The organism is Dermatophilus congolensis (assembly GCF_900187045.1).
GTDB lineage: Bacteria > Actinomycetota > Actinomycetes > Actinomycetales > Dermatophilaceae > Dermatophilus > Dermatophilus congolensis.
The window spans coordinates 1,570,373-1,595,899 of the sequence record NZ_LT906453.1 but is presented as its reverse complement, the minus strand read 5'-3'; the positions used below and the strand labels follow the sequence as shown (position 1 = coordinate 1,595,899).

General features: G+C 61.4%; 16 protein-coding genes and 2 tRNA genes. 10 read left to right on the top strand and 8 right to left on the bottom strand.

The genetic code is table 11. The features are described from left to right. Positions 1-25: 25 nt before the first annotated feature. Both CKV89_RS06855 and valS read left to right on the top strand, forming a co-directional pair. Positions 26-1,678 carry an aspartate:alanine exchanger family transporter gene (locus tag CKV89_RS06855; RefSeq protein WP_084441388.1) on the top strand — a complete coding sequence of 551 codons (1,653 nt, stop codon included), beginning with the start codon at positions 26-28 and terminating at the stop codon, positions 1,676-1,678. An 87-nt stretch (positions 1,679-1,765) separates the two neighbouring features. After that, complete coding sequence (gene valS / locus CKV89_RS06850; RefSeq protein WP_028327849.1) at positions 1,766-4,474, top strand: valine--tRNA ligase; 2,709 nt, start codon at positions 1,766-1,768, stop codon at positions 4,472-4,474. An 80-nt stretch (positions 4,475-4,554) separates the two neighbouring features. Here the strand turns inward: valS and CKV89_RS11850 are convergent, their stop codons facing one another. The 5 genes from CKV89_RS11850 to tig form a co-directional block, all read right to left on the bottom strand. Continuing rightward, positions 4,555-5,298 (bottom strand): hypothetical protein, encoded by a 744-nt coding sequence (locus CKV89_RS11850; protein WP_154657707.1) that lies wholly within the window; start codon positions 5,296-5,298, stop codon positions 4,555-4,557. Positions 5,299-5,313: 15 nt separating this feature from the next. After that, complete coding sequence (gene clpX, locus CKV89_RS06845) at positions 5,314-6,594, bottom strand: ATP-dependent Clp protease ATP-binding subunit ClpX (RefSeq protein ID WP_028327850.1); 1,281 nt, start codon at positions 6,592-6,594, stop codon at positions 5,314-5,316. 418 nt (positions 6,595-7,012) lie between these two features. Beyond that, positions 7,013-7,663, bottom strand: a complete 651-nt coding sequence (locus CKV89_RS06840) for an ATP-dependent Clp protease proteolytic subunit (protein ID WP_051277775.1) — start codon at positions 7,661-7,663, stop codon at positions 7,013-7,015. Positions 7,664-7,713: 50 nt separating this feature from the next. Then, entirely contained in the window at positions 7,714-8,292 is a 579-nt protein-coding gene (locus CKV89_RS06835) for an ATP-dependent Clp protease proteolytic subunit (RefSeq protein WP_051277776.1), read from the bottom strand. A gap of 404 nt (positions 8,293-8,696) precedes the next feature. Further along, on the bottom strand, positions 8,697-10,025 hold the full coding sequence (gene tig / locus CKV89_RS06830) for a trigger factor (protein ID WP_324603358.1): 1,329 nt from the start codon (positions 10,023-10,025) through the stop codon (positions 8,697-8,699). Positions 10,026-10,612: 587 nt separating this feature from the next. Here tig and CKV89_RS06825 point away from each other — a divergent pair. From CKV89_RS06825 to CKV89_RS06815, 3 genes are all read left to right on the top strand, one after another. Beyond that, positions 10,613-10,689 (top strand) — tRNA-Pro (locus tag CKV89_RS06825). Between the two features lie 148 nt (positions 10,690-10,837). Further along, positions 10,838-11,872 carry a methyl-accepting chemotaxis protein gene (locus CKV89_RS06820; RefSeq protein ID WP_051277732.1) on the top strand — a complete coding sequence of 345 codons (1,035 nt, stop codon included), beginning with the start codon at positions 10,838-10,840 and terminating at the stop codon, positions 11,870-11,872. Positions 11,873-12,059: 187 nt separating this feature from the next. Further along, positions 12,060-12,133 (top strand) — tRNA-Gly (locus tag CKV89_RS06815). A gap of 63 nt (positions 12,134-12,196) precedes the next feature. Here the strand turns inward: CKV89_RS06815 and CKV89_RS06810 are convergent. Beyond that, positions 12,197-12,661 (bottom strand): ribose-5-phosphate isomerase, encoded by a 465-nt coding sequence (locus CKV89_RS06810; RefSeq protein ID WP_084441392.1) that lies wholly within the window; start codon positions 12,659-12,661, stop codon positions 12,197-12,199. Positions 12,662-12,950: 289 nt separating this feature from the next. Between CKV89_RS06810 and pepN the strand changes: the two genes are divergently transcribed. Both pepN and CKV89_RS06800 read left to right on the top strand, forming a co-directional pair. Continuing rightward, complete coding sequence (gene pepN, locus CKV89_RS06805) at positions 12,951-15,518, top strand: aminopeptidase N (RefSeq protein ID WP_028327855.1); 2,568 nt, start codon at positions 12,951-12,953, stop codon at positions 15,516-15,518. A gap of 284 nt (positions 15,519-15,802) precedes the next feature. Continuing rightward, positions 15,803-16,360, top strand: a complete 558-nt coding sequence (locus CKV89_RS06800) for a hypothetical protein (protein WP_154657708.1) — start codon at positions 15,803-15,805, stop codon at positions 16,358-16,360. 258 nt (positions 16,361-16,618) lie between these two features. Here CKV89_RS06800 and malQ read toward each other — a convergent pair whose 3' ends face one another. Continuing rightward, positions 16,619-18,814, bottom strand: a complete 2,196-nt coding sequence (malQ, locus tag CKV89_RS06795; protein WP_028327857.1) for a 4-alpha-glucanotransferase — start codon at positions 18,812-18,814, stop codon at positions 16,619-16,621. 228 nt (positions 18,815-19,042) lie between these two features. On the opposite strand from malQ, the gene CKV89_RS06790 reads away from it, so the two are divergent. Next, complete coding sequence (locus tag CKV89_RS06790) at positions 19,043-20,185, top strand: mechanosensitive ion channel family protein (protein ID WP_231935347.1); 1,143 nt, start codon at positions 19,043-19,045, stop codon at positions 20,183-20,185. Between the two features lie 69 nt (positions 20,186-20,254). Here the strand turns inward: CKV89_RS06790 and CKV89_RS06785 are convergent, their stop codons facing one another. After that, complete coding sequence (locus tag CKV89_RS06785) at positions 20,255-21,928, bottom strand: threonine/serine exporter family protein (RefSeq protein WP_154657709.1); 1,674 nt, start codon at positions 21,926-21,928, stop codon at positions 20,255-20,257. A gap of 130 nt (positions 21,929-22,058) precedes the next feature. Here CKV89_RS06785 and CKV89_RS06780 point away from each other — a divergent pair, with 130 nt between their 5' ends. Further along, positions 22,059-24,116, top strand: coding sequence for an alpha-amylase family glycosyl hydrolase (locus CKV89_RS06780; RefSeq protein WP_154657710.1), 2,058 nt, complete (start codon positions 22,059-22,061; stop codon positions 24,114-24,116). After that, positions 24,113-25,513 carry an MFS transporter gene (locus tag CKV89_RS06775; protein ID WP_028327859.1) on the top strand — a complete coding sequence of 467 codons (1,401 nt, stop codon included), beginning with the start codon at positions 24,113-24,115 and terminating at the stop codon, positions 25,511-25,513. The genes CKV89_RS06780 and CKV89_RS06775 overlap by 4 nt, the downstream gene beginning before the upstream one ends. Positions 25,514-25,527 lie beyond the last annotated feature (14 nt).

The following is a 25,527-nucleotide window of genomic DNA, read 5'->3' as shown; positions in this document are numbered from 1 at the left end:
TGCGCCTATGCATGCAATTCTAGCCATGTCCGAGGTGGTACGTCGCCCTGCCCAGACCTGCAATGACAGTCCTTGGTTTACCTCGCCATACCGTTATGAGGTGAATGCCGTCCTGGATTTCCTTGCCGCCAACCCGCTGCTGACAGTTTTCGGAGTGGTGGCGTGCGGCACCCTCGTAGGCGCAATCCCGTTCGGCCCACTACGCCTCGGCTCAGCCGGGGGCCTGTTCGTAGGGCTGGCGGTAGGGGCATTGGATGCCCGACTCAGCGAAAACGTGCACCAGCTACAAACATTCGGGCTGGCCCTGTTCGTGTACACGGTAGGCCTAGCCGTCGGGTACACATTTTTCACCACCCTCAAACGACAAGCCTGGACCCTGCTAGCCAGTGCGGGCGTTCTAGCAATTTCCGTGGGCGTCAGCATCGGGGTCGGGCGCCTGCTGGGACTTTCTGCACCGATGGTCGCTGGCGCCTACGCCGGCGCCACAACCACCTCCCCCGCCTTAGCCGCAGCAACCCAGGCCGCCGGGAACACCATCCCTTCTGTCGGTAATGCGCTCAGCTACCCCGTGGGCGTCATCGCCACAATGCTCACTCTCGTCATCGTCACTGCCGTGCCCCTGCCATCGCGCCGCGACCCCGAACCAGTCACCAGCGGCACCCTGACCGCACGCAGCGTCGAAGTGACCCGCCACACCCCACTGGAGGACGTCCCTGGCTGGAAGGCACAGCTGATCCAAGGGTCATACTTCGTCCGCGATGGCGCCGGATGTGTCATCTCCGATGGCGCAACCCTCATGCCTGGTGACCGCATCCTCCTCATCGGCACCCCAGCCACCTTGGAACCTGCCATCGAATTCCTCGGCCACGAATCAGATATAGAACTCACTGACAACCGGCAAGATGTCGATCACCGCCGCGTCACCGTCTCCAACCCAGAAATCGCCGGCCGCACCCTCGCCGAGATCGACCTACCAGGGCGATTTGGTGGCCGCGTCACTCGCGTGTTCCGCGGCGACACCCAAATCCTGGCCCACGACGACCTCAGCCTCGCCCTGGGCGACCGTGTCCTCGTTGTATTACCTGCAGGCCGACTCGACCACGCCGCTGGCATCTTCGGCGACTCCGAACGCCGCATCTCTGAAATCGATCCACTCTCGTTGGGAATTGGTATGGCCCTAGGGATCGGATTGGGCACTATCGCTATACCACTGGGATCAGCGTCGCTGTCTCTAGGCGCAGCAGGCGGCCCCCTAGTCATGGGAATGCTGCTGGGGCGAGTACGCCGCACCGGCAACCTCGTATGGGAACTACCCCACAGCGCCAACCTCACCCTGCGGCAACTAGGGCTAACCATGTTCCTGACCTGTGTCGGCCTAGCTAGCGGCCCCGCCTTTGCCGGCACAGCGTTCTCCCTGACCGGTATCGCTGTCGGTGCGCTCGCCGCGGTGATAGCAGACACAATCGCGTTACTCATGTGGGCCGCGGCGATTCTGCTTGGCCTATCCACTGGGCGAGCAGCCGGTTTAATGGCCGGCAGCATCGGCCAACCAGCACTCCTGGCATACGCGCAAAGCCGGGTCGCTGACGAGCGCGTAGAAGCCGGGTACAGCACAATCTTCGCGGTCGGGATGGTCGCGAAAACCATCATCGCCTACCTGATCGCATCTGCCTGGTGACCTGCCTGAAACACCATCACCTTTTGCCACGCTGAAGACCACCTTCTGGATTGGCCCCCACTTGCGCGGTGATGGGAAGATCAACCCATGACTAACCCCATATCCGGCCACCACAATCACGCCCACATCCCGGACAAACCGTCAGTAGACGGCCTGGAAGAGAAGTGGGGCCCCGTATGGGAAGAAAAGGGCACCTACCACTTCGACCGCCAGCGCGCTGTGGAGCTTCCTCGCGAGCAGATCTACTCCATCGACACTCCCCCGCCCACCGCCAGCGGATCCCTGCACGTGGGGCACGTGTTCAGCTACACCCACACTGACCTTGTCGCCCGATACAAGCGCATGCAGGGCCTCGAGGTGTTCTACCCCATGGGCTGGGACGACAACGGCCTGCCCACCGAGCGACGCGTCCAGAACTACTACGGTGTGCGCGGAGACGCCTCCCTGCCCTACGTCGACAGCTACGAACCCCCACAGCGCGGCATGGCCGACAAGTCCGGCAAAGCCGTGAAGATGGCTGACCAGCAGCCCATCAGCCGCGCTAACTTCATTGAGCTTTGCTACGAACTCACCCGCGAAGACGAAAAAGCCTACGAATCGCTTTGGCGCCGACTCGGTGTCTCAGTTGACTGGGCCCAGACCTACCAAACCATCGACGACCACTCCCGCGCAGTGTCCCAGCGGGCCTTCCTAGACCACCTCGAAGCAGGCCAGGCCTACCAGGCCGAAGCTCCCGGCCTGTGGGACGTCACCTTCCAAACCGCTGTGGCCCAGGCTGAACTCGAAGCCCGCGAATACCCCGGCGCCTACCACCGGGTCGCATTCCACCGCCTTGACGAGCAGGGCAACCGCATCGAGGGCCAAGACGTCTACATCGAAACCACTCGCCCCGAGCTACTCCCGGCCTGTGTGGCACTCATCGCCCACCCCGATGACGAGCGCTACCAGAATCTGTTCGGCACCAAGGTGGCTTCGCCCCTATTCGGGGTTGAGATCCCCGTACTGGCCCACCCTGCCGCCGAAATGGACAAGGGCGCCGGTATCGCCATGTGCTGTACCTTCGGTGACCTCACCGACGTTGTATGGTGGCGCGAACTCAACCTGCCCACCCGCTCACTCATCACCCGCAACGGCCGTCTTTCCGGTGACACCCCCGAATGGCTGCGCGGATCTGGTGCCGAGTTCTACGCCGAACACGTCGCCACGAAGACCCCCTTCACCGCGCGCAAGAACATCGTCGAGGCCCTCGCCGCATCCGGGGAAATGGATGGCGACCCCAAACCAACCCAGCGCATGACGAACTTCTTCGAGAAAGGCGACAAGCCCCTCGAAATCGTCACTAGCCGCCAGTGGTACATCCGTAACGGTGGCCGCGGCGAACAGTTGCGCGAAGAGCTACTCAAGCGCGGCGAAGAACTCACCTTCCACCCCGAGTTCATGCGTGTGCGTTACGAAAACTGGGTTCGTGGATTGAACACCGACTGGCTCGTCAGCCGCCAGCGGTTCTTCGGTGTGCCGATTCCGCTGTGGTACCCCATCAGCGAAAACGGCGAGCCAGACTATGACTCCCCCATCGTCCCAGCCCCCGAGCAGCTGCCCATCGACCCCTACACCGATGTGCCCAGCGGATACACCGAAGAGCAGCGCGGCCAAGCTGGCGGATTCATCGGCGACACCGACATCCTCGACACCTGGGCAACATCTAGCCTCACCCCGCAGATCACTACTGGTTGGCCGTGGGCCGAGGGCGAAGGCGATCCCGAGTTGTTCGCCAAACTGTTCCCGATGAACCTACGCCCCCAGGGCCAAGACATCATCCGGACCTGGCTGTTCAGCACCGTTGTGCGTGCCCACCACGCACAAAACTCCCTGCCGTGGACTGACGCAGCGATCTCCGGGTGGATCCTTGACCCGGACCGCAAGAAGATGAGCAAGTCCAAAGGCAACGCCGAAACCCCTGAGGGCCTGCTGCAGCAGCACGGCTCGGACGCGGTGCGTTACTGGGCTGCATCGGCCCGCCTAGGCACCGACGCCGCCTTCGATACCGGCCAGATGAAGGTTGGGCGCCGCCTGGCGATCAAGGTGCTCAACGCGAGCAAGTTTGTTCTGGGCTTCGGTGCCGCAGACGCGCCAGTGTCGTTTGACCGCGCCCAGCTGCTCTCCCAGGTGACTCACCCGCTGGATGCCTCCATGCTCGCCTCCTTGGCTGAGGTGATAAGCAAGGCCACCGCAGGTTTCGAGGCTTACGACCACACCCGTGCCCTCGAAGTGACGGAAACCTTTTTCTGGGAGTTCTGCGACGATTACCTCGAGCTCGTCAAAGACCGCGCCTACAGCGAGGGTGAAGGAGCTACCTCGGCACAGGCTGCGCTGCGGCTAGCCTTGGAGACACTGCTGCGCATGTTTGCGCCGTTCCTGCCCTACGCCACCGAAGAGGTGTGGAGCTGGTGGCGAGCCGAGACAGGTTCGGTTCACCGCCAGGCGTGGCCCGTTCCCGAAGATGTCTCCCTCGCAACCCCCGGAGACCCAGCTGTCCTGCGTGTTGTCAGTGAAGCGCTGGCCGGTATCCGCCGGGCAAAGTCCGACGCCAAGGTAGGTATGCGTGCTGAGGTCGAGACAGTCGTGATTGCTGGCTCTGCTGCCACGCTGTCGCTGCTTAAACAGGGTGAGGCGGACTTGCTAGCCACCGGTAGGGTGCTCGCGCACACCTACGTCGAGGAAGACACCACCGAGAACCCAGTTGTCATTCGTGACGCAGTGCTTATTCCTCCGCCCCCGCGTGAAAAGAAAAAGTGACACTCCCCTGCTGAGGCAGCCGTGACATAGATCGGGGTGCTCACCTTCGAGTTCGAAGGTGAGCACCCCGACTTTGTGTTTCAAGATCGCATAGCAATGCTTGACTGCGCACTTGGCCGGGGCATCCATAGCGCCAGCCGTCCGGTCTCGCGCGCGATCGTTACTGGGTCTGGGCGTACGAGCAGCCACGGAACATTCCACCCAGATAAGGCACACCGGTCAGTGAGGAACCCTTCCCGCCGTGGGGCGTCCACATCGCCCGTGCCAGGGTCGTATTGCAGTACTGGTTTTCCCGGTTCGGTACGCGCCCACAGCGCTACGTGCCGAGGCATGTGCGCTCCGCCTACATAGACAAGAACGGGGCGTCCTACCCCGATCCGTGCGACCGTTTCATCGAAAAGAGAAGCGCGCCGACGTTTATCAGCGAATCGCACAAGCCGGATCTCATAAGACACACCTGGCACAGAACCAGAACGTTCGATCTCGGCCCTGGCGCCCCAGGGCGGAGTGCCTAAGGACGTCGGCCACGGCACTTGCAGAGTGCCTCGCCGCGGCGTGACTGCGTTCGTGCGGGTGAGCACCTCGGATTCAGCGGTAGCCCACCGTTTCGCGGCCATCTGGGCCCGCATGCGCGCTGCCTGAGGGGTCTCGACACCCACTGCACCGACGCGCGGTTTTTCTCCAGAGACGTCATCAGCGGACAGCCACGCCGCAAATGGCGGGTCAATCAAGGCGCGAGCCATCACAAGTGCTGCCGCGCCACAACTGGTGGGGGTTGCCTGAACCGGCCCCTTACGCCCCACCGATTCGAGTTCTCGGAGCATAAGAATGAGTGTGGCCTAAGCGGATTCTTTACGGTCAAGCCTCTTGCGTGAACGCAGCTCATCGGGGTTGTGACGCACGATGGTGGGCAGCACGTTTTCGAGCACTACCTCGCGGCTGATGACGACTCGAGCGATTTCATCATCGCTAGGCACATCGAACATGACGGGCAAGAGAACTTCTTCGAGGATGGCGCGCAGCCCACGAGCTCCCGTGCCGCGCAGCAGTGCTTGGTCAGCGATTGCTTCTAGCGCATCCCCGGTGAACTCCAAGTCCACACCATCAATCTCGAACATGCGCTTGTACTGCTTCACCAGGGCGTTGCGTGGCTCCTGCAGAATCCGCACCAGGGCGTCCCGGCCTAGCGGAGAAACAGTCGTGATCACGGGAAGACGGCCGATGAATTCGGGGATGAGACCAAACTTCATCAGGTCTTCTGGCATGACGTCACCGTAGCCTTCTGGCTCGGTGCTGGCCTGGTGCAGGTCCGCGCCGAACCCTAGGCCGCTCTTACCGGCACGCGACTCAATGATTTTGTCCAGACCGGCGAATGCGCCACCGACGATGAACAACACGTTTGTTGTGTCGATTTGGATGAATTCCTGATGCGGGTGCTTACGGCCACCCTGCGGAGGAACGGAGGCAGTCGTGCCTTCGAGGATCTTCAATAGGGCTTGCTGTACGCCTTCACCGGAGACATCCCGCGTGATGGAGGGGTTCTCCGATTTACGAGCGATCTTGTCGACCTCATCGATGTAGATGATGCCTGTCTCGGCCTTCTTCACATCGAAGTCTGCGGCCTGGATGAGTTTGAGCAGGATGTTCTCGACATCTTCACCGACATACCCTGCCTCGGTGAGAGCAGTTGCATCAGCGATAGCGAACGGCACGTTGAGCATGCGCGCCAGAGACTGCGCGAGATACGTTTTTCCGCACCCGGTGGGGCCGATGAGCAAGATGTTTGATTTGGCGATGTCGACCTGCTCATCGCCTTTGCGGGGCGCAGCTTGGATGCGCTTGTAGTGGTTGTACACCGCGACCGCTAGTGCCCGCTTGGCTGAATCTTGGCCGATGACGTACTGCTCGAGGAAAGCGAAAATATCTCGCGGCTTTGGCAGCTCACCTGGACCGAAGTCGTTGCTGTCAGTGAGTTCTTCCTCGATGATCTCGTTACACAGATCGATGCACTCGTCACAGATGTACACGCCGGGGCCCGCGATGAGCTTTTTGACCTGCTTCTGACTCTTCCCGCAGAAGTTACACTTCAGCAGATCTCCGCCATCACCAACACGTGCCACGAAATCATCCTTCCCGCCCGCCTCGGCGGACCATTACGGGAATCCGACACGAACAAAACCGACTAGCCAGCTCCGCCGAACAACAGCGGCGGCCTGTGCCGTGGGGCTTGTGGCCTTGGCTGGCTATCCCTCGATGCTGCATCCTCAAACCCGATCTCGAACCTATCGGCAGACACACGTTCTCACAGTTATTGAATCCGTGTGTCGCCCACGGGGGAGCCTCAATTCGCTGATGACACAGCACACGCAAAGACAGAATCTCATTATCTCATCGGCATTGTGACGAGGTTTCCCAGTGTTCACCCTTTCGGCGTAAACACAAGCTTTCCTGAGGAGACGGAGTAGGTCGGGGTGATCATGTGATCGCCCCGACCTACGTCATTGTCAAGATGTGTCCTTGCGGACGGTACCTCAGCAATCAGCGCTGACGCGATGCCTTACGGCTTGCCAAAACCTGGTCGATGAGACCGTATTCGCGCGCTTCCTCAGCGGAGAGAATCTTGTCGCGCTCAATGTCAGCGTTGACCTGCTCAGGCGTGCGGCCCGAGTGGTGCGCCAGCGTCTCTTCCAGCCAGGTGCGCATCCGGAAGACCTCGTTGGCCTGGATTTCGATGTCGCTGGCCTGGCCGTAGTCACTCCCAGCCAACGCGGGCTGGTGAATGAGCACGCGAGCGTTAGGCAGGGCGAAACGCTTACCGGGGGCACCGGCAGCGAGAAGTACCGCAGCGGCCGAAGCAGCCTGCCCCACGACGAACGTCTGCACGTCGGGGCGGATGAACTGCATCGTGTCGTAGATGGCTGTCATGGCAGTGAAGGAACCGCCAGGGCTGTTGATGTACATGATGATGTCGCGTTCTGGGTCTTGAGACTCCAGCACGATCAGCTGCGCGATGACATCGTCAGCAGAAGCATCATCAACCTGCGCTCCAAGGAAGATGATGCGGTCCTCGAACATCTTCGTGTACGGGTCGGTGCGCTTCATCCCGTAGGAGGTGCGCTCCTCGAACTGCGGAAGGATGTAGCGGTTGCTCGGCATTGCCACTGCAGGGCGGCGCTGTTCGTTCATCATGGACGTTCCGTTCTCGGGCTGGCTCGATGCGATGGGGTACTGGAAATGCATCAGTCGCTCGTGCCTCCCTTACCGGGGGTTTGGTTGGCGTGCTCGTAGACGTGGTCAACGAAGCCGTACTCTTTGGCCTCTTGGGCGCTGAACCAGCGGTCGTGGTCAGAGTCTTCGGTGATCTTCTCCACGGTCTGTCCGGTGTGGTGGGCGATAAGTTCGGCCATCTGGCGTTTGATGAAGAGCATCTGCTCAGCCTGGATTTTGATGTCCGTGGCTTTACCGCCGATACCGCCCAGAGGCTGGTGCATGAGGATGCGGCTGTGTGGGGTGGCGTAACGCTTGCCTGGCGCGCCTGCGGTAAGCAGGAACTGTCCCATGGAGGCCGCCATACCCAGTGCCACGGTGGCTACGTCGTTGGGGATCCAGTTCATCGTGTCGTAGATCGCCATACCTGCCGAGATAGACCCGCCGGGGCTGTTGATGTACAGCCAAATGTCTTTGTCGGGGTCTTCGGCGGCCAGGAGAAGCAGCTGCGCGCAGATGGCGTTGGCGTTCTCGTCACGCACCTCAGAAGACAGGAAGATAATCCGCTCTTTGAGCAGACGGTTGTAGATGTGATCGTCCAGGCCACCCATCGGTCCCGGCCCTGCGGCAACGATGTCGCTGCTGTGGCTCACGTGGTCTCCTCACTCGCTTGATCACCGGATGTGACGTCTAGCGGCGTACGTGGGGGTGAACCCCGCTGACGATCCGGCACTTTCACGAGAGTAACGCTCCACCTCACGAGGTAATTCCGTCTCCGGAACCCTGAAGTGCATTGGGCTGGCGGTGTTTGGTGTCAGCTAATGCGTGGTTGCGGGGTGTTGCGCACTCGTCGTTTTCTTTGTTCTTTTCCATCATCACCGGATGCATCCACCGAGAACGACACCGACGTGCACAAGCTGCACGCGAAGCGGGTGGATGCGTGAGGGAGGTGTCCTGCCGAACGCATCGGCAGGACACCTCCCTCACATCACGACGCCTTGTGGGCGCGTTTGTGTCACTTCTTGTCAGATTCCTCAGCCTCGGCCTCTTCTTCGCCTTCTTCGGCGTCGACATCGGCGCTGAGGTCGACCTCGTTGCCAGAGGCGTCGGTGACCTTGATGAGCTCAAGCACAGAAGCCAATGCCTTGCGGCGAGCAACCTCACCAGCCATAGCGGCGACCTGGTTCTGGTCTTCCATCACCTGGGCGAGCTGGCCGGGGTCAATGCCTGCCTGCTGAGCAGTCATGATCAGGTATTCGATGAGCTCACCCTGGCTGACCTGAACCTCGCGGCTCTCAGCGATCTCGTCGAGGAGAAGCTGGGTACGCAGGCTCTTCTCGGTGGACTCAACAAGCTCCTGACGGTGCTCGTCGTCGCTTTCGCGGCCTTCACGTGCCAAGTGGCTGTCAACCTCGGCCTGGACAAGGCTGTCCGGGACAGGGATTTCCAGGGTTTCGAGAAGGTGGTCCAGAAGCTGGTCACGAGCTTCGATGCCCTGCTGGAGCACGAGCTCACGCTCGGCCTGCCTACGGGAGTCAGCCTTGAGCTCTTCGAAGGTGTCGAACTCGGAAGCCATCTGAGCGAACTCGTCGTCAAGCTCGGGAAGCTCGCGCACCTTGACGCCCGAGAGGGTGACCTCAATGTCAGCATCTTCGCCCTCGTGGTCGCCGCCAGCCAGCGGACCCTTGAAGGTCTTGGTCTCCTCAGCCTTCATGCCAATGAGCGCCTCGTCGAGGCCCTCGAGCATGGTCTTGGAGCCAACCTCGTAGGAAACACCGGAGACAGCGTCGATCTCTTCCTCACCGATGGTGCCCTTGAGGTCGATGACGACGAAGTCACCTTCAGCCGCCGCACGGTCAACGGGGACGAGGGAACCGAAACGCTCACGGAGCTGCTCGACGTTCTTGTCGGTCTGCTCATCAATGGCGGAATCGGTCACATCCGCGACGGACACCGACAGCTTCTCGAACTCGGGCAGCTCGATGGCCGGACGGATGTCAACCTCGGCGGTGAACACGAAGTCAGACTCGTCCTCGAGCGGCACGGAGGTGATGTCAACCTCGGGCTGGCCCAAGGGGCGCAGCTCGTTCTCGACCATGGCCTGCGTGTACAACTCCGGCAGGGCCTCATTGACGGCTTCCTGCACGATCGCACCCTTACCGACGCGCTGCTCGACGAGGCGGGCGGGGACGTGGCCCGGACGGAAACCGGGGACGGAGATCTGGGAGCTGATGGCCTTGACTGCGGCATCCAGTCGAGGCTTCAGCTCGTCATAGGGGACCTCGACGGTCAGCTTGACCCGGGTCTGGCTGAGGGTCTCGACGGAGCTCTTCACTTCTGGCACTCCAGAATCACATGGGGAATAAGGACAGATCGGGGAGGTGCACGACCGGCGCGACCTGACTATTCAGGTGCCTCGCGGTGATCGGTTGCATGCGACCGCCGAACCGGCTCGGCAAGAGCCGAAACGGATGATGAGTGCACACAAAAGCCCCGTTCCAGCCATGCTAACCGCTCGCGCCCGCATCCCCGTAACCGAACGGGCGATTAAAAGGCAGGATCACCCCTAGAGGTCTGGCCAGGCAGGCTCTCAGGAGCAAAAATCCTCCGCAGAAAAGAGACCTTCCCTCTCCTCCCCTGATCTCCACCACTTCCCTCGCATCTCACATGGCAAGATACTTGTAGGTTTATGTAACACCCCATCGCACCCAACCGATGACGCCAACAAATTCGCTCAGCGGATTCTCAAGACCGGGCGGGAGGGCAGGCCAGCTCACGACTTAGGGGAGATGAGTCGACCCAGGAGCGGCCATCGAGGAGCAGCTGGCTCCTCAACCACGGGAGGGAGCGCAAGATGCAGCGCTCCCTCCCGTGGCATTCACACCCCTGTTTGTGCCCTACACTGGTATCCGCGGACCGCTGGTCTGCAGACGGGCTGTGGCGCAGCTTGGTAGCGCGCGTGCTTTGGGAGCACGATGTCGCAGGTTCGAATCCTGTCAGCCCGACCACCTAAAAATCCCCTTCCACGTGGAAGGGGATTTTTGCTTCTGTAAACAAATCCCAAAAACACTGATGGCCCCTCTTGCCCATCCAACTGCACCTCACATTGCCCCCACCGGTGCCGATCAGAAGACCACGCACTCACGGAGGTCGAACATGCCCCTTTTCCGACGCGGCACCGCGCCGAACGCCACACCATCCCCCTTTGGCGACAACCACCAGCCCTTCATATACACAGATGAAGACGCAACCCTCCAAGCAGAAAACGACGAACTACGCCGCAAAATCGCCGCCGCAAAAGAAGAGGCAGACTTCGTCAAAATGCGGTTCGACCTCATGACTAAAGCCTCCGACATCGGCCTATGGGACATGACCGTCGAAGCAGGCGACCCCGTCAACCCCAACAACGCCTTCTGGTGGAGCCCTGATTTCCGCCACATGCTCGGCTTCAACGACGAACGCGACTTCCCCAACGTCCTCGACAGCTGGGCATCACGCCTCCATCCCGAAGACAAAGAACAGGCCCTTCAAAAATTCTCCGATCACCTCAATGACCGCACCGGGCGCACCCCCTTCGACATCGAATACCGCCTACAGCTCAAAAACGGCGATTACAAATGGTTCCGCGCCTCAGGGGCGACCCTGCGCGGATCAAACGGCGTACCTATCCGCGTGGCTGGAGCCCTGCACGACATCCACCAAACCAAGCAACTCGTCGCCGAAGCCGAAGAAACAGCCGAACGACTGCGTGACTCTTCGGCGCAACTTGCCAGAGTCAGCGAACAACTAGCTAATGCAGCAAACCGAGCTGTCTCGGCAGTGACCTCCTCCTCAAGCCGTATGGCAAAGCTCGACGAGAGCAGCACAAAGATCGGCCAAGTGGTTGAGCTGATCACCAGCATTGCCGCCCAAACCAACCTGCTGGCCCTCAACGCCACCATCGAAGCCGCCCGCGCCGGAGAAGCAGGCAAAGGCTTCGCCGTCGTGGCCAACGAGGTCAAAGAACTCGCCAACGAAACCTCACAAGCCACCCACGACATCGCCACCCAGGTCGACACAATCCGCAACGACGCCCAAAGCGCCGTCCAAGGAATCGAAGAAATCAGCACAATCATGACCGACCTGGACAGCTACCAACGCGCCATTAGTGAAGTCGTCGAGGAGCAACGGCAGGTCGCCACCCGCCGTTGAGCGCCGCTGTCACCCACGCAAAAACCGCTTATTTCCCGCTCTCACCATTACATTTTTCGACCGGGGCCACCCTGTGGCACACTTTCTTAAGCGGAAGGTCACCCGCGAGAACAAAGATCTTCATGTGTGAAGAACGATGTACTCCTGGGCGGGACCACCGGGTGATCGGCGTTAACGCCGTTCACGTGCGGGTGTAGCTCAATGGTAGAGCCTCAGTCTTCCAAACTGATTACGCGAGTTCGATTCTCGTCACCCGCTCCAAACTCAGGTGAAGCGGCGAGGTAAACACCTCGCCGCTTCACCTTTTTCGCGACTACGCAACAATCATGCCTGCGGCTTCTCACCAGTGGACTCATACGACTCCAGCATCGCCAACCGGCGCTCATGCCGCTCATCACCAGAGAACGGCGTCTGCAAAAAGGCCGTCACCATCTCCTTGGCCAACTCCACCGACGACGTACGCGCCCCAATAGCCAAACACTGGGCATTGTTGTGCTCACGCGCCAACTGCGCCGTCTGAACGCTGTGACCCAACGCGCACCGCACCCCCTTGACCTTGTTCGCCGCGATCTGCTCACCGTTACCAGAACCACCCAAAACAACACCAAAGGAGCCAGCATCCTCACGCACCGCCTCAGCAGCAGGCACAACAAACACCGGGTAGTCGTCCAAAGCGTCATACTCCAGCGGCCCGTGATCGACCACCTCATGACCCAGCGAACGCACATGCTCCATCAGCACACCCTTGAGCTCGAACGCAGCATGGTCCGAACCAAAATGAACCCGCATCACACACTCCTCATACACAACGGCCACACGCGCAGCCCGAGAACAAAACCAGCCGACTCCACACGCCGACCACACGCCCAGTGTGCCACCCGCACAGCACAACCCCCGCCCCAGGCCCCATTCACAACAGCCATAAGAGAAACCCGCTCACCAATCCCCCACCTACAGCCCCCAGAGCCTCCCGACGCAGCGCCGTCCATGCCATGCTGAACCCCAAACACGCCTACATCGTGACGACAATGAGCCCTACCGGCCCCACCCCGCCACGAGAAAACACAGGAGGAACCCCGTGCCTGCCGAGAACCTGACACGTCAGGAAGCCGCCGAACGCGCCGAACTCCTGAAGGTCCACGAGTACAACATCACCCTCGCACTCAACGGCGGCCCCACCACCTTCTCCACCCGCACGCGCGTCCGCTTCGACGCCGTCACCCCCGGCGCCGAGACCTTCATCGACTTCATCGGCCCCAGCGTCGAATCCATCACCCTCAACGGACGCACCCTCAACCCAGCAGAACACTTCGCCGACTCACGCATCCGGCTCACAGACCTAGCCGAACACAACGAACTCGACATCACCGCCACCGGCGCCTACATGAACAGCGGTGAAGGCCTCCACCGCTTCGTCGACCCCGCCGACGACCAGGTCTACCTCTACACCCAATTCGAAGTCGCAGACACCCGCCGCGTCTTCCCCGTATTCGAACAACCCGACCTCAAAGCCACCTTCCAATTCACCGTCACCGCACCACGGGAATGGGAAGTCATCTCCACTCAAAATGTCGACACCACCGAAGAAAACGGCGACAACACCACCTGGACATTCCCGCCCACCGCGATCCTTCCCCCATACGTCACCGCAGTCATCGCCGGCCCCTACGCATCCGTCAGCGACAGCGTCACCACCGGCGACGGGCGCACCATCCCCTTGCGCCTACTAGCCCGCCGCTCCCTGATGCCCCACCTAGACACCGACAACATCTTCGACATCACCAAACGCGGATTCGACTACTACGAAAAAGAATTCGACCTCGCCTACCCGTTCGACAAGTACGACCAGATCTTCACACCCGAATACAACTTCGGCGCAATGGAAAACGTCGGCGCCGTCACCTTCAACGAAATGTACGTATTCCGCGGCCGCGTCACCGAAGCAATCATCGAACGCCGCGCCCTGACAATCCTGCACGAACTAGCCCACATGTGGTTCGGAAACCTCGTCACCATGCGCTGGTGGAACGACCTATGGCTCAACGAATCCTTCGCCGAATGGGCAAGCACCGCCGCCCAAGCAGAAGCCACCCGCTGGACAGAAGCCTGGACAACCTTCGCCGCCAGCGAAAAAGCATGGGCCTACGACCAAGACCAACGCTCCACCACCCACCCCATCGTCGCCCCCATCCGCGACCTAGAAGACGTCGTCGTCAACTTCGACGGCATCACCTACGCCAAAGGCGCCTCCGTCCTCAAACAACTCGTCGCCTACGTCGGCCGTGAAGCATTCACCACCGCACTACGCAACTACTTCAACGCCTACGCCTACGGAAACACCACCCTGACCGACCTGCTCGCCGAACTCGAAGCAGCCTCCGGCCGCCAACTCAGCCAATGGTCCAGCCTCTGGCTCGAAACCGCAGGCGTCAACACCCTCCACGCCGAAATCGACACCGCAGACACCGACACCACCCTCATGGAATCGGTACGAGTCATCCAAACCGCCACCACCACCCACCCCACCCTGCGCCCCCACACCATCCGCATCGGGCTCTACGACCTCGACACAACCGGCACCACCCCCATCCTGACCCGCCGCGACCTCATCCACGCCGAAATCGACGGAGAAAGCACCGAAATCTCCGCACTAGCTGGCCTACGCCGCCCCGACCTACTCCTCCTCAACGACGACGACCTCGGCTACGCCAAAGTCCGACTCGACGACACATCCCTAACCACCGTCATGGCCCACCCACACGCCATCGTCGACAGCCTCGCCCGCGCCGTCGTCCTAGGCTCCCTATGGGACATGACCCGCGACGCCGCACTACCAGCCCGCACCTTCATCAACATCGGGCTGCAATTCCTCGCCGACGACCTCGACTCAACCCTGCGACGCAGCCTCATCTCCCAAATCACCACCACCGCCAAGATGTACGTCGCACCCCACACCCGCGACACCACCACCATCGAGCTAGGCGACAAACTCGCAGAACTAGCCAACAACGCCCAACCAGGCTCCGACGCACAACTCCAACTCGTCACCGCCGCAGCCACCTGGGCCACCACCGACACCCAACTAGAACGCATCCGCGCACTCCTGGACGGCACCCAAACCCTCCCTGGCCTGGACATCGACACAGAAATGCGCTGGACACTCCTGACATCCCTAGCAGCAGGAGGACGCGCCACCGTCGAAGAAATCGCCGCCGAAGAAGAAAAAGACCGCACCGCAACCGGCCGCGAACGCGGAGCCCGCGCCCGCGCATCCATCCCCACCGCCGAAGCCAAAGAAGCAGCCTGGGCCAGAGCAATCGAAGAAGACAGCCTGCCCAACTCAATGATCGAAGCCACCGCACAAGGCTTCGTGCGCGCTAATGACCTATCGCTACTGACGCCATACATCCCGCGCTACCACGCAATGCTGCGTGACATCGAACGCACCCGCACCCACGCGATCACCGAATCGATCGTCGAAGCGTTCTACCCCGCAGTGCTGGCCTCACGCGAACTCCTCGAAGCCACCCAAACATGGCTAGAGGCCAACACCGACGCCCCCGACGCGCTACTACGCCTAGTGAACGAACGCCGCGACGTAGCAGCCCGCGCCCTAGCCGCCCAAGAGCGCGACGCACAAAGCTAAAAACACCAAAACCTGTGGTGGCCTTGCCCTTCCTTCTAAGAAGGGAGGGCAAGGCCACCACAGGTTTACCTGGGAACAGGAGAGAGCCGCGTGATTGATGCGTCATGCGCGCACCAATGCCGCGCGCCGTCGGGCCGAAGATGTGCCTATGCCACACCGCGTCCGCGTTGTAGCTCAACACAGGACGACTAGCTTTCCAAGATCCACCTAGTGAGGAAACATCAATGATCTAATGCGCTCACGAGACGTGTCACATGGATGCGTCTGGCAACAAGGAGGCTGTCATGAAGTGTGCAGTCATCGCATCCGCCTCGCTACTACTGGCCAGCACGGCTCCACAGGTAGCGCCAGCACCCACCGTTCCATGGGACCCAGGGACAGCGACAATCAGCATCACCAACCTCAACGAAGCTCGCGCCCAGGCCATGGTGGTCACGCAGTCGCTGCCAGCGACGCCGAAGAACCTATCCCGCCCCATGGAAAACCAGGCAACCAAGGAGATCGCCTCGATTCGCGCCACAGCCGAGCGCGACCAAGACATCGACACCTTCACGGCAGCCAAGGTCGCTGTAAAGGTCACGCAGGTAAGAACCTCGAACGGAAAAGCTGAGGTCAAGTATCGGATTGACACGGTTCTCAATCGCAGCGCTGCCGCAGTTTCAGAAGGGGCACCCGCGACCATGGAGACCGCAACGGACCGCACCGCACGATTTGCTACTGAAAACGGACGCTGGGTCCTGACCGAAGAAGAAGTGCAGGGTCAAGAGGTGAAGGGCACGGAAGAACCCGCTCAGGCAGGGATGGAAGACGTCATCGAAGCTGCGACTTCGGGGCCGAAATGAGCCGCCGTGCACGGCGGGCACCCAGACCTGGCCGGCATCGGAGGTAAGAAGCAGTTGAGAGCCTGGGCCGTCATCCTGCCCTCGAGGGCAGGATGACGGCCCAGGCTCTCATGAACACGCCCTGCTGATCTGTAGAAGTGCCTACCCAATCAGGTAGGACATGCCCCATGAACACCGGTCATGCCCAGCGTGGCCCCCTAAGACACGAGAAAGTGGCCGATCTTCAGGTCGAAGTCGAAGAGGAGCCGCGCCAACGCATCAAGCTTCACAACGTGGAACACCACGCTCAATACACGCAGCCAACGCCTTAGCCCGACGAGACTGCACCAACTCCTCCAAAAACATAGGAACACCATCAGGGCCAGCCAACGGAACCCGCCAGTTCGGGTACTCATCATTAGTTCCAGGCTGATTCACACCCCGGCGATCCCCAGCCAAATCAGCCATCGCCACCGACACCAACAACGACGGCGTCCACGACACATACCGATGCAGCGCCTCCACCACCGACCCAGCTCGGTGAGCAACGAGATCATCCTCAGCCGCGATCGTGCGGGCATCAACACCATCACCACTGGGCACATCAACAAGACCCCGCTCAGAAAGACGGCACAACACCCGGTGCCGCTCATCATGGAAGGCCTCCCACTCCTTCTCAACCTGCTGAGTAAACATGCCCAACCGGTCACGAACCTTGACGTGCTCACCCTCCAAATACCCAGCCGTAGGCGGCAAATCATGCGTCGTCACCGACGACAAACACAACCGGCGATACGTCTCCGGCTGCCGGAAACCGGCCTCATCCTGCTCAAACCAGAAAATCGACGTGCCCAAAATGCCCCGACCACTCAAGTAGTCACGCACCCACGGCTCCACCGTGCCCAAATCCTCACCAACAATCACAGCACCAGCACGCTGGGCCTCCAGCACGAGAATGCCGATCATCGCCTCATGATCCAGACGCACATACGTCCCATCCAGCGGCTTCTTCCCAGCAGGGACCCACCACAACCGGAAAAACCCAATGATGTGATCAATACGCATACCACCCGAATGACGCAACGCCGCCCGAATCATGTCCCGGAACGGGCGATACCCCGTCTCCACAAGACGATCCGGACGCCACGGCGGCTGACTCCAATCCTGACCCAACTGGCTGTACGCATCCGGCGGAGCCCCCACCGTCACCCCACGAGCCAACACCGACCCCAACGACCACGCATCCGCACCCGCCGGATGCACACCCACCGCCATATCCTTCAAAACACCAACACTCATGCCCGCATCCACAGCTGAACGCTGCACCTGCGCCAACTGCGCATCAGCAACCCACTGCAGCCACATCTCGAACCCGACATCCTCGACGTGCTCATCCCGGAACTGCTCCACCGCAGGAGCCTGCGGCGAGAAGAACAACTCCCGCCACTGCGCATCACTGACCGAACCATCAGCGATCAACGCACACCACGTCGCGAAATCAATCAGCGGCTGCCCCTGCTCCTGACAGAACTGCTCAAACTCCAACTGACGACGCACCGACCGCGGCACCTCATACAACGCATGCAAAGCCTCACGCTTGAGCGGAACCAACACATTGCGCTCAATGCTGTCCCGCTCATTCAACGCCCGACCCTGACGAGCACACCGAGCCACCAACGCCTGCACACCCTCATCGGCATACGCCAACTCAGGCACATCCTCAGGACGGATATAACTCGTATCCACAAACCGGCGCGACGTCGGCAAATACGGCGACGGCTCAATCGGAGGAACAGGAGCAGCCGCATGCACCGGGTTCACCAACACAAAATCGGCACCCAAATCACGCCCCGCCCACACACACGTATCACCCAGATCCGCGAAATCACCCATCCCCCAAGAACGACGGGTACGCACCTGATAAATCTGCGTCGCCACCCCACGAGCACCCGAAGAAGCCACCGGCTCAGGCACATCCAACACCGCCGGAACCACCACAAGCGTGCCCTGCCCAACCCCCTCAACAGAACCCGACACCTCGGCATGCAACGAATGCCACCCCAACGGCAAATCACCCGGCAACTCAAACGTCGCCTCACCCACCAACGCACCATTAACCATGCGCGGATCCACCCACACATCCAACTGCCTCAGATCACGCACACCTGCCCGATCCTCCAACTCCACCCACACCCGCACCGGCTCACCATGAGGCACATGCACCGCAACACGGCCACCCTCCCCCGCCCGCACTAACGAAAACGCCGGCAAAGTTCGTAACCACGGCTCATCCTCCCGCTCACGTAACGCCCGCGACGCCGCCGCATCATCCGAAGCATCCACATCGAACGCGCCCAACACCGCCCGAATCGTCTCGGCGCTAACAATGACGTGCTCACCCTTCCAGTTGTCGTACTCGGTCGCGACACCATAAGCGCGAGCCAGGTCCGCCAGGACCTGCGAAGGGTGCTCCATCTGAGTCAAGGATTCAAGCCTTTCTTCACAAAAGAAAATGGGAAAGAAAAATTAAGAAAAACAACGCGTGCGTCCACAAGCACAACGTCGACAACCACGAGCATCCTATGGGCTGCCTACCAGCACAGTCCTATCCGCTCATACAAGACACACAAAACCCACCAAAAACGCCTTACCCCAACCCACTCTTTCAGCTGGTACCGATCCACCTCAGTAAGAATCAATCACATGATCGGCACGACCCTCATGATGATGACGGCAAAGCTCGACATCCGTAATCCCATCCACACCGGCACCAGCGGACGAACAGGGACAGGCGCAGACAAAGAACCTACCGGAAATACCTCCTTCTCACTATCCAAACTCAGCGACCTCACATGGAGCGACCTAGGCGACTGGCTCCTAGACCGCCCCCTAAAAATCCTCTTCATCCTCGTCGTCGCCTACCTCGCCCGCTGGCTACTACACCGCGGCATCAACACCCTCATCCGCACCATCCAATGGCGCAGATCCACCGGCGACACCGGCAGCATCGGCGTGGTCGACCCCATGCCCACCGCCCAACTGCCCGTCATGCGCCGCGGAGCCCGCAAAGCCGCCCGAGCCGTCAAACAAGCAGGACTGGTCAACACCGACCGTCAAGGCCAACGCCTCGACACCCTCGGATCACTCCTACGAAGCATCGTCTCCGTCCTCGTCTGGGTCACCGCCGCCCTCATGATCGGCACCGAACTCGGCATCAACATGGCCCCGATCATCGCCTCCGCCGGAGTCGGTGGTGTCGCCATCGCCTTCGGTGCACAAAGCATCGTCAAAGACTTCATCAGCGGCCTATTCATGATGTTCGAAGACCAATACGGCGTCGGTGACCTCGTCGACACCGGCGAAGCCATCGGCACCGTCGAAGAAGTCACCCTGCGCGTCACCCGACTCCGCGACGCAACCGGTGTCGTCTGGTACGTCCGCAACGGCCAAATCACCCGCATCGCCAACCGCACCCAAGGCTTCCAAACCGGCGCCGTCGACATCCCCGTCTCCATCGAAGAAGACCCAGGCCGAGTCATCTCCATCCTCAAACGCGTCGTCGCCGACGTCTACATCGACCCCCGCTGGCGCAAATCCCTCCTCGAAGAACCCACCGTCGCCGGTGTCGAATCCCTCGAAGGCGGCACCATGACCATCCGCATCTTCGCCAAATGCGTCGCCGACCAACAATGGGGCGTCATGCGAGAAATCCGCGAACACAGCAAAAAAGCACTCTCCGCACGCGGCATCGCCGGCCCCCTCCTCATGCCCAGCAACCTGCCCTGGGCACCCCACGCCGCCAAACCCAAAGAAGGCACCGACAACAACACCCCACCCAAGTCATAACCCCCTCCCCCACACACAAGAAGGCCCCCTGCGCACCAACGCACGGGGCCTTCTTCACACCCACAACACTCAGCTCGCCGCCCCCGAACTCACCGACGAACGACGCAACGCACGCGAAACCGCCTTCCCCGCAATCCGCGAGCGCGGCCTCAAGAAACGCCCCAAATACGTCCCCATCGACACACCACCAGCAATCGCCAACCCCGTCGCAGCCGCCGACCACAACAACGTCCCACCATCCATCGCCGCAGACGGATCCGGCACCGGCTCAACCAAGTAATACAAGCCCCTAAACACCAGCCCACCAGGCAAAAACGCCACAATCCCACCCGTAACCACACCCAACGGCGGGACACTCAACCAGCCAGCCATCAACTGACTCATCAACCCCGCACACAAACACGCAGCCGCCGTCGCCGCAATCGGATCAAACCCGGCAACCCCCACCAGCGTGTACACCAACCAACTCAACGCACCCGTCACCGCAGCAACCACCACCGTCACCGGCCCCGAATACGACGACAACGCCGCACCAAACGCAGCCAACACCACCCCCGTGATCTGCCACCCCAACATCGGAGCGAACGTGCGCGGAGGAATCAAATACGACGGCACCCCCAACCGCTGGCCAATACTCAACACACCCATCACCCCCACCAAAATGCCCAACGTCATCATGAACACCTCAAATGAACGCGCCGCCGCCGTGACGTAATACGCATCAATCGCATCCTGGGCCGCCCCCACCACAGACAACCCAGCCAACGCCACAACAATCCCGCACGTAACAATCAACGAAGGCCGCACCGCCAAAAACGAATCCGACACATACGCGCCACCAGCAACCAACCCCAACATCACCACCGTAGGGATCGCCCCACCCACAATCTGGGCGAAAAACGCCGCCAACTTCCGCCGCGCCGACCACAACGACGAGCGATCCACCAACATCACCACCAACGTCACCAACACCAACTCAGCCGGCGTACCACCCAACAAGATCCCCACACCCAAACCCGTCACACCCGCAGCAACAGTCACCACCCACCGCGCATACGCATGCGGACTCTCATTGATCTCCAAAAACCGCGCCCGCGCCTCATCCAAAGGCAAATCACCCTCAGAAATCTCCGCGCTCAACGCCTCCAACCGCGACAACCGCTCATAATCAGGCACCCGCACACTCACCGTGCGCACCATCGTCACGGGATCCTGAAACGACCCCCGGTGATGCGTCACCGCGATCGACGTAAACGTCACATCCACATGCACCGACCGCAACCCATAGGCACGCGTCACCGCCAACACACCCGCAGTCACATCCGCAGCCGAAGCCCCCGTAGCCAACGACACCTCAGCCATCCGCATCGCCAAATCAATCACCGACCGCGAATGCGCATGCTCCACCCCATCATTGATCTCCCGCAGATCCATCCCCCACGTCGGCGCAGAACCCCGCAACGCATTCCGAACCCGGAACAACCCACTCTGCTTCAACTGATCCCGCGGAATAACCTTCAACGTCCCGGTCACCGGGTCTTCAGCGATCACGCTGTTCTCATCCAACGCCGGATACATCTCCGGCTTACTCACCGGCGCGACAACCTCCACCCCAGCATCACCCTCAACCGAAGACGCATCCCGCGTCACCGGCACAAACCACGAACGCTCATCACCCTCAGGCACACCCGAGCGCCCCTCATCACCAACACCAGAAACAGAACCGCCACTCTTGTCAGCCACGACACCAACTGTGGAATACCTTCACCCCACACGCAAAGCGACGTTGTGCCTACCCAAAACACGCCCCATCAACAGCCAGATCACAACACCCCCACTCGAACTCACACGACACATAAGCGAGCATGGAACCATGGCTAACCCAACCAGCCCCAGCCCCTACGAACGCATGGGCGGCCACGCAGCCTTCACCACACTCATCTCCACCTTCTACGACGGCGTCCGCAACGACCCCGAACTACGCGCCCTCTACCCCGAAGAAGACCTCGCCCCAGCCGAACAACGACTCCTCGAATTCATGGAGCAATACTGGGGCGGACCCACCACCTACTCCGAAAAACGCGGCCACCCCCGCCTACGCATGCGCCACATGCCCTTCGCCATCACACCCAGCCAACGCGACCGCTGGGTAACCCACATGATGAAAGGCGTCGACGCCATGGGCCTACCCCAACCCGAAGACACAGCCCTACGCGCCTACCTCCTACGCGCAGCCGACTCCCTCATCAACACCCCCGAACCACAACCACTCCCCTGGTGGAAAAACGCCGTCGTCTACCAGATCTACCCCCGCAGCTTCGCCGACGCCAACGGCGACGGCATCGGAGACCTCCCCGGAATCACCAACAACCTCCACCACATCGCCGAACTTGGCGTCGACGCCATCTGGATAAGCCCCTTCTACCCCTCCCCCATGGCCGACGCCGGATACGACGTCACCGACTACCGCGACATCGACCCCACCTACGGCACCCTCGAAGACCTCGACAACCTCATCAACCGCGCCCACCAACTCGGCCTCAAAATCATCATCGACATCGTCCCCAACCACACCTCCAGCAGCCACCCCTGGTTCCAACAAGCCCTCAACGCCGCCCCCAACTCCCCCGAACGCGACCGCTACATCTTCCGCCAAGGCCGCGGCCCCAACGGCGAACTACCACCCAACAACTGGGAATCCAACTTCTCCGGCCCAGCATGGACCCGCACCGACGACGGCAGCTGGTACCTCCACCTCTTCGACTCAGCCCAACCAGACCTCAACTGGAACAACCCCCACGTCCACGCCGAATTCGAATCCATCCTCCGCTACTGGTGCGACCGCGGCATCGACGGCTTCCGCATCGACGTCGCCCACGGCCTCATCAAAGCCGACGGCCTACCCGACACCGACCCCACCCTCACCCCCAACGACCCCACCCACCACCAACCCATGTACGACCAAGACGGCGTCCACGACATCTACCGCCACTGGCGCCGCATCCTCAACGAATACAACCCCACCAACAACCCCAACAACGACCGCATCCTCATCGCCGAAGCCTGGGTCACCCCCCTAGAACGCACCGCCCGCTACGTACGCCCCGACGAAATGCACCACAGCTTCGGATTCGAATACCTCACCACCGCCTGGGACGCCCAAGCCATCACCAACACCATCACCCACACCATCACCGCCAACAACGCCGTCAACGCCATCTCCACCTGGGGCCTGTCCAACCACGACGTCGTCCGCCACGCCTCCCGCCTCGGCCACCACGACACCACACTGACCGCAAGCCGCCTAGGCATCGGCCCCAACGACCCCCAACCCGACACCCAACTCGGCCTCACCCGCGCCCGCGCCGCCACCACCCTCATGCTCGGCCTCCCCGGCGCCGCCTACCTCTACCAAGGCGAAGAACTCGGACTACCCGAAGCCACCACCATCCCCCCACACCACCGCCAAGACCCCACCTGGACCCGCTCCAACGGCACCATCATCGGCCGCGACGGATGCCGCGTCCCCCTCCCCTGGAACGCCGACGCCCCCGCCTACGGCTTCAACACCACCGGCAAAACCTGGCTACCCCAACCCGACACCTACCGCCAATACGCCCGCGACCACCAAGAAAACACCCCCAACTCCACCCTCGAGCTCTACCGAACCCTCCTATCCCTGCGCCGCCAATACCGCCTCGGCGAAACCGACCTCGCCCACGTCGACATGGGCCCCGAGAACAACCACCTCGTCGTCTTCCACGCCGACGGCCCCGTCGAACGCATCGTCATCATGCTCAACACCAGCAACACCCCCACCCCACTACCCCACGGAGAACTCCTCATCTCCAGCAGCCCCTGCCACAACAACCAACTACCCGGCAACAGCGCCGCCTGGATCCGACTCCCCCGAAACACCACCACCCCATGAACACACAACTACAACCCCACCAACGCACCACCGCCGCAACCCTCATCACCCTCATCTCCATCGTCGCCTTCGAAGCAATGGCGATCAGCACAGTCATGCCCAACGCCGCCAACGAACTCAACCTCCACAGCGGCTACGGACTCACCTTCTCCGCCCTCTACACCGCCGAACTATTCGGCATCGTCATCGCAGGAGCCTGGATCGCCACCCGCGGCGCCCTAGCCCCCCTCATCACCGGACAACTCCTCTTCGCCCTCGGCGCCGCCACCTGCGGCGCCGCCACCACCGCAACACCATTCATCATCGGCCGCGCACTCACCGGACTAGGGTCAGGCCTGGTCACCGTCACCGTCTACGTCCTCGTCGGCGCCCTCTACCACCCCACCCAACGCCCCCGACTCTTCGCCTGGATCTCCGCAGCCTGGGTCCTGCCCTCCATCATCGGCCCCCTCCTGGCCGGACTCCTCGCCCAAACCTTCACCTGGCGACTGGCCTTCTGGATCGTCATCCCCGCCGTAGCCATCGCCCTGCCCCTACTCATCCGCCACCACCACACCATCTCCCCCGCCGGAATCGACCCCCACACCACCAGCCGCACCCGACTCGCCCTCCTCACCTGCGGCGCAGCCATCGCAGCCAGCGCCGCAGCACTCCAAGCCAGCGGCACCCACCTCATCCCACCAACCACCCTGACCATCAGCACCATCATCCTGAGCACCCTCACACTCGGCGCCGCACTGCACTACACCTTCCCCACCGGCACACTCCGACTCCACCACGGCATCCCCAGCGTCATCTCCTCACGGTTCTTCCTCACCGCCGCCTTCAACGCCACCATGGCCTACCTGCCGCTCTACCTCGTCAACCGCGGCAACATGACACTCACCACCGCCGGAATCATCCTGGCATGCGCCTCCATCGGCTGGTTCCTCGGATCCACCACCCAAGGCCACCCCCTCATGCACGGACAACAACACCGCCTCGTACGCATCGGCGCACTCACCTGCCTATGCTCCTACGTACTCTTCACCGTCCTGACCTACCACCCAAACCTGCACACCTGGTGGTTCATCCCCACCCTCGCCCTCACCGGAATCGGCATGGGCCTATCCACCGCATCCCTGTCCGTCCTGGCCCTGCACCTAACCCCCCTAGAACAACACGCCTCCATCTCCTCCTCACTACAACTCAGCGACGTCCTCGGCGCCACCCTCGGCCTGACCACCGCCAACGCCATCTACGCCACCGCAGCAGCCACCCAATTCGGCGCCCCCACCACCGGCCCCCACACCGGCAACGCCGCCTACGGCGCCGGCGCCTACATGCTCATCTGGACCATGGCCATCATCACCGCCATCGGAGCAGCCATCGCCGCAAACCGCACCACACCCCAGTAACCACCCCACCACTG

What these genes read in the sequence shown, in the direction of transcription:
- CKV89_RS06855 (WP_084441388.1), top strand. Translation starts at nt 26, where the DNA reads ATGTCCGAGGTGGTACGTCGCCCTGCCCAGACCTGCAATGACAGTCCT.
- CKV89_RS06780 (WP_154657710.1), top strand. Translation starts at nt 22,059, where the DNA reads ATGGCTAACCCAACCAGCCCCAGCCCCTACGAACGCATGGGCGGCCAC.
- CKV89_RS06800 (WP_154657708.1), top strand. Translation starts at nt 15,803, where the DNA reads ATGAAGTGTGCAGTCATCGCATCCGCCTCGCTACTACTGGCCAGCACG.
- malQ (WP_028327857.1), bottom strand. Translation starts at nt 18,814, where the DNA reads ATGGAGCACCCTTCGCAGGTCCTGGCGGACCTGGCTCGCGCTTATGGT.
- CKV89_RS06810 (WP_084441392.1), bottom strand. Translation starts at nt 12,661, where the DNA reads ATGCGGGTTCATTTTGGTTCGGACCATGCTGCGTTCGAGCTCAAGGGT.
- CKV89_RS06835 (WP_051277776.1), bottom strand. Translation starts at nt 8,292, where the DNA reads ATGGGTGGCCTGGACGATCACATCTACAACCGTCTGCTCAAAGAGCGG.
- valS (WP_028327849.1), top strand. Translation starts at nt 1,766, where the DNA reads ATGACTAACCCCATATCCGGCCACCACAATCACGCCCACATCCCGGAC.
- CKV89_RS06820 (WP_051277732.1), top strand. Translation starts at nt 10,838, where the DNA reads ATGCCCCTTTTCCGACGCGGCACCGCGCCGAACGCCACACCATCCCCC.
- CKV89_RS11850 (WP_154657707.1), bottom strand. Translation starts at nt 5,298, where the DNA reads ATGCTCCGAGAACTCGAATCGGTGGGGCGTAAGGGGCCGGTTCAGGCA.
- CKV89_RS06790 (WP_231935347.1), top strand. Translation starts at nt 19,043, where the DNA reads ATGATCGGCACGACCCTCATGATGATGACGGCAAAGCTCGACATCCGT.
- CKV89_RS06840 (WP_051277775.1), bottom strand. Translation starts at nt 7,663, where the DNA reads ATGATGAACGAACAGCGCCGCCCTGCAGTGGCAATGCCGAGCAACCGC.
- CKV89_RS06775 (WP_028327859.1), top strand. Translation starts at nt 24,113, where the DNA reads ATGAACACACAACTACAACCCCACCAACGCACCACCGCCGCAACCCTC.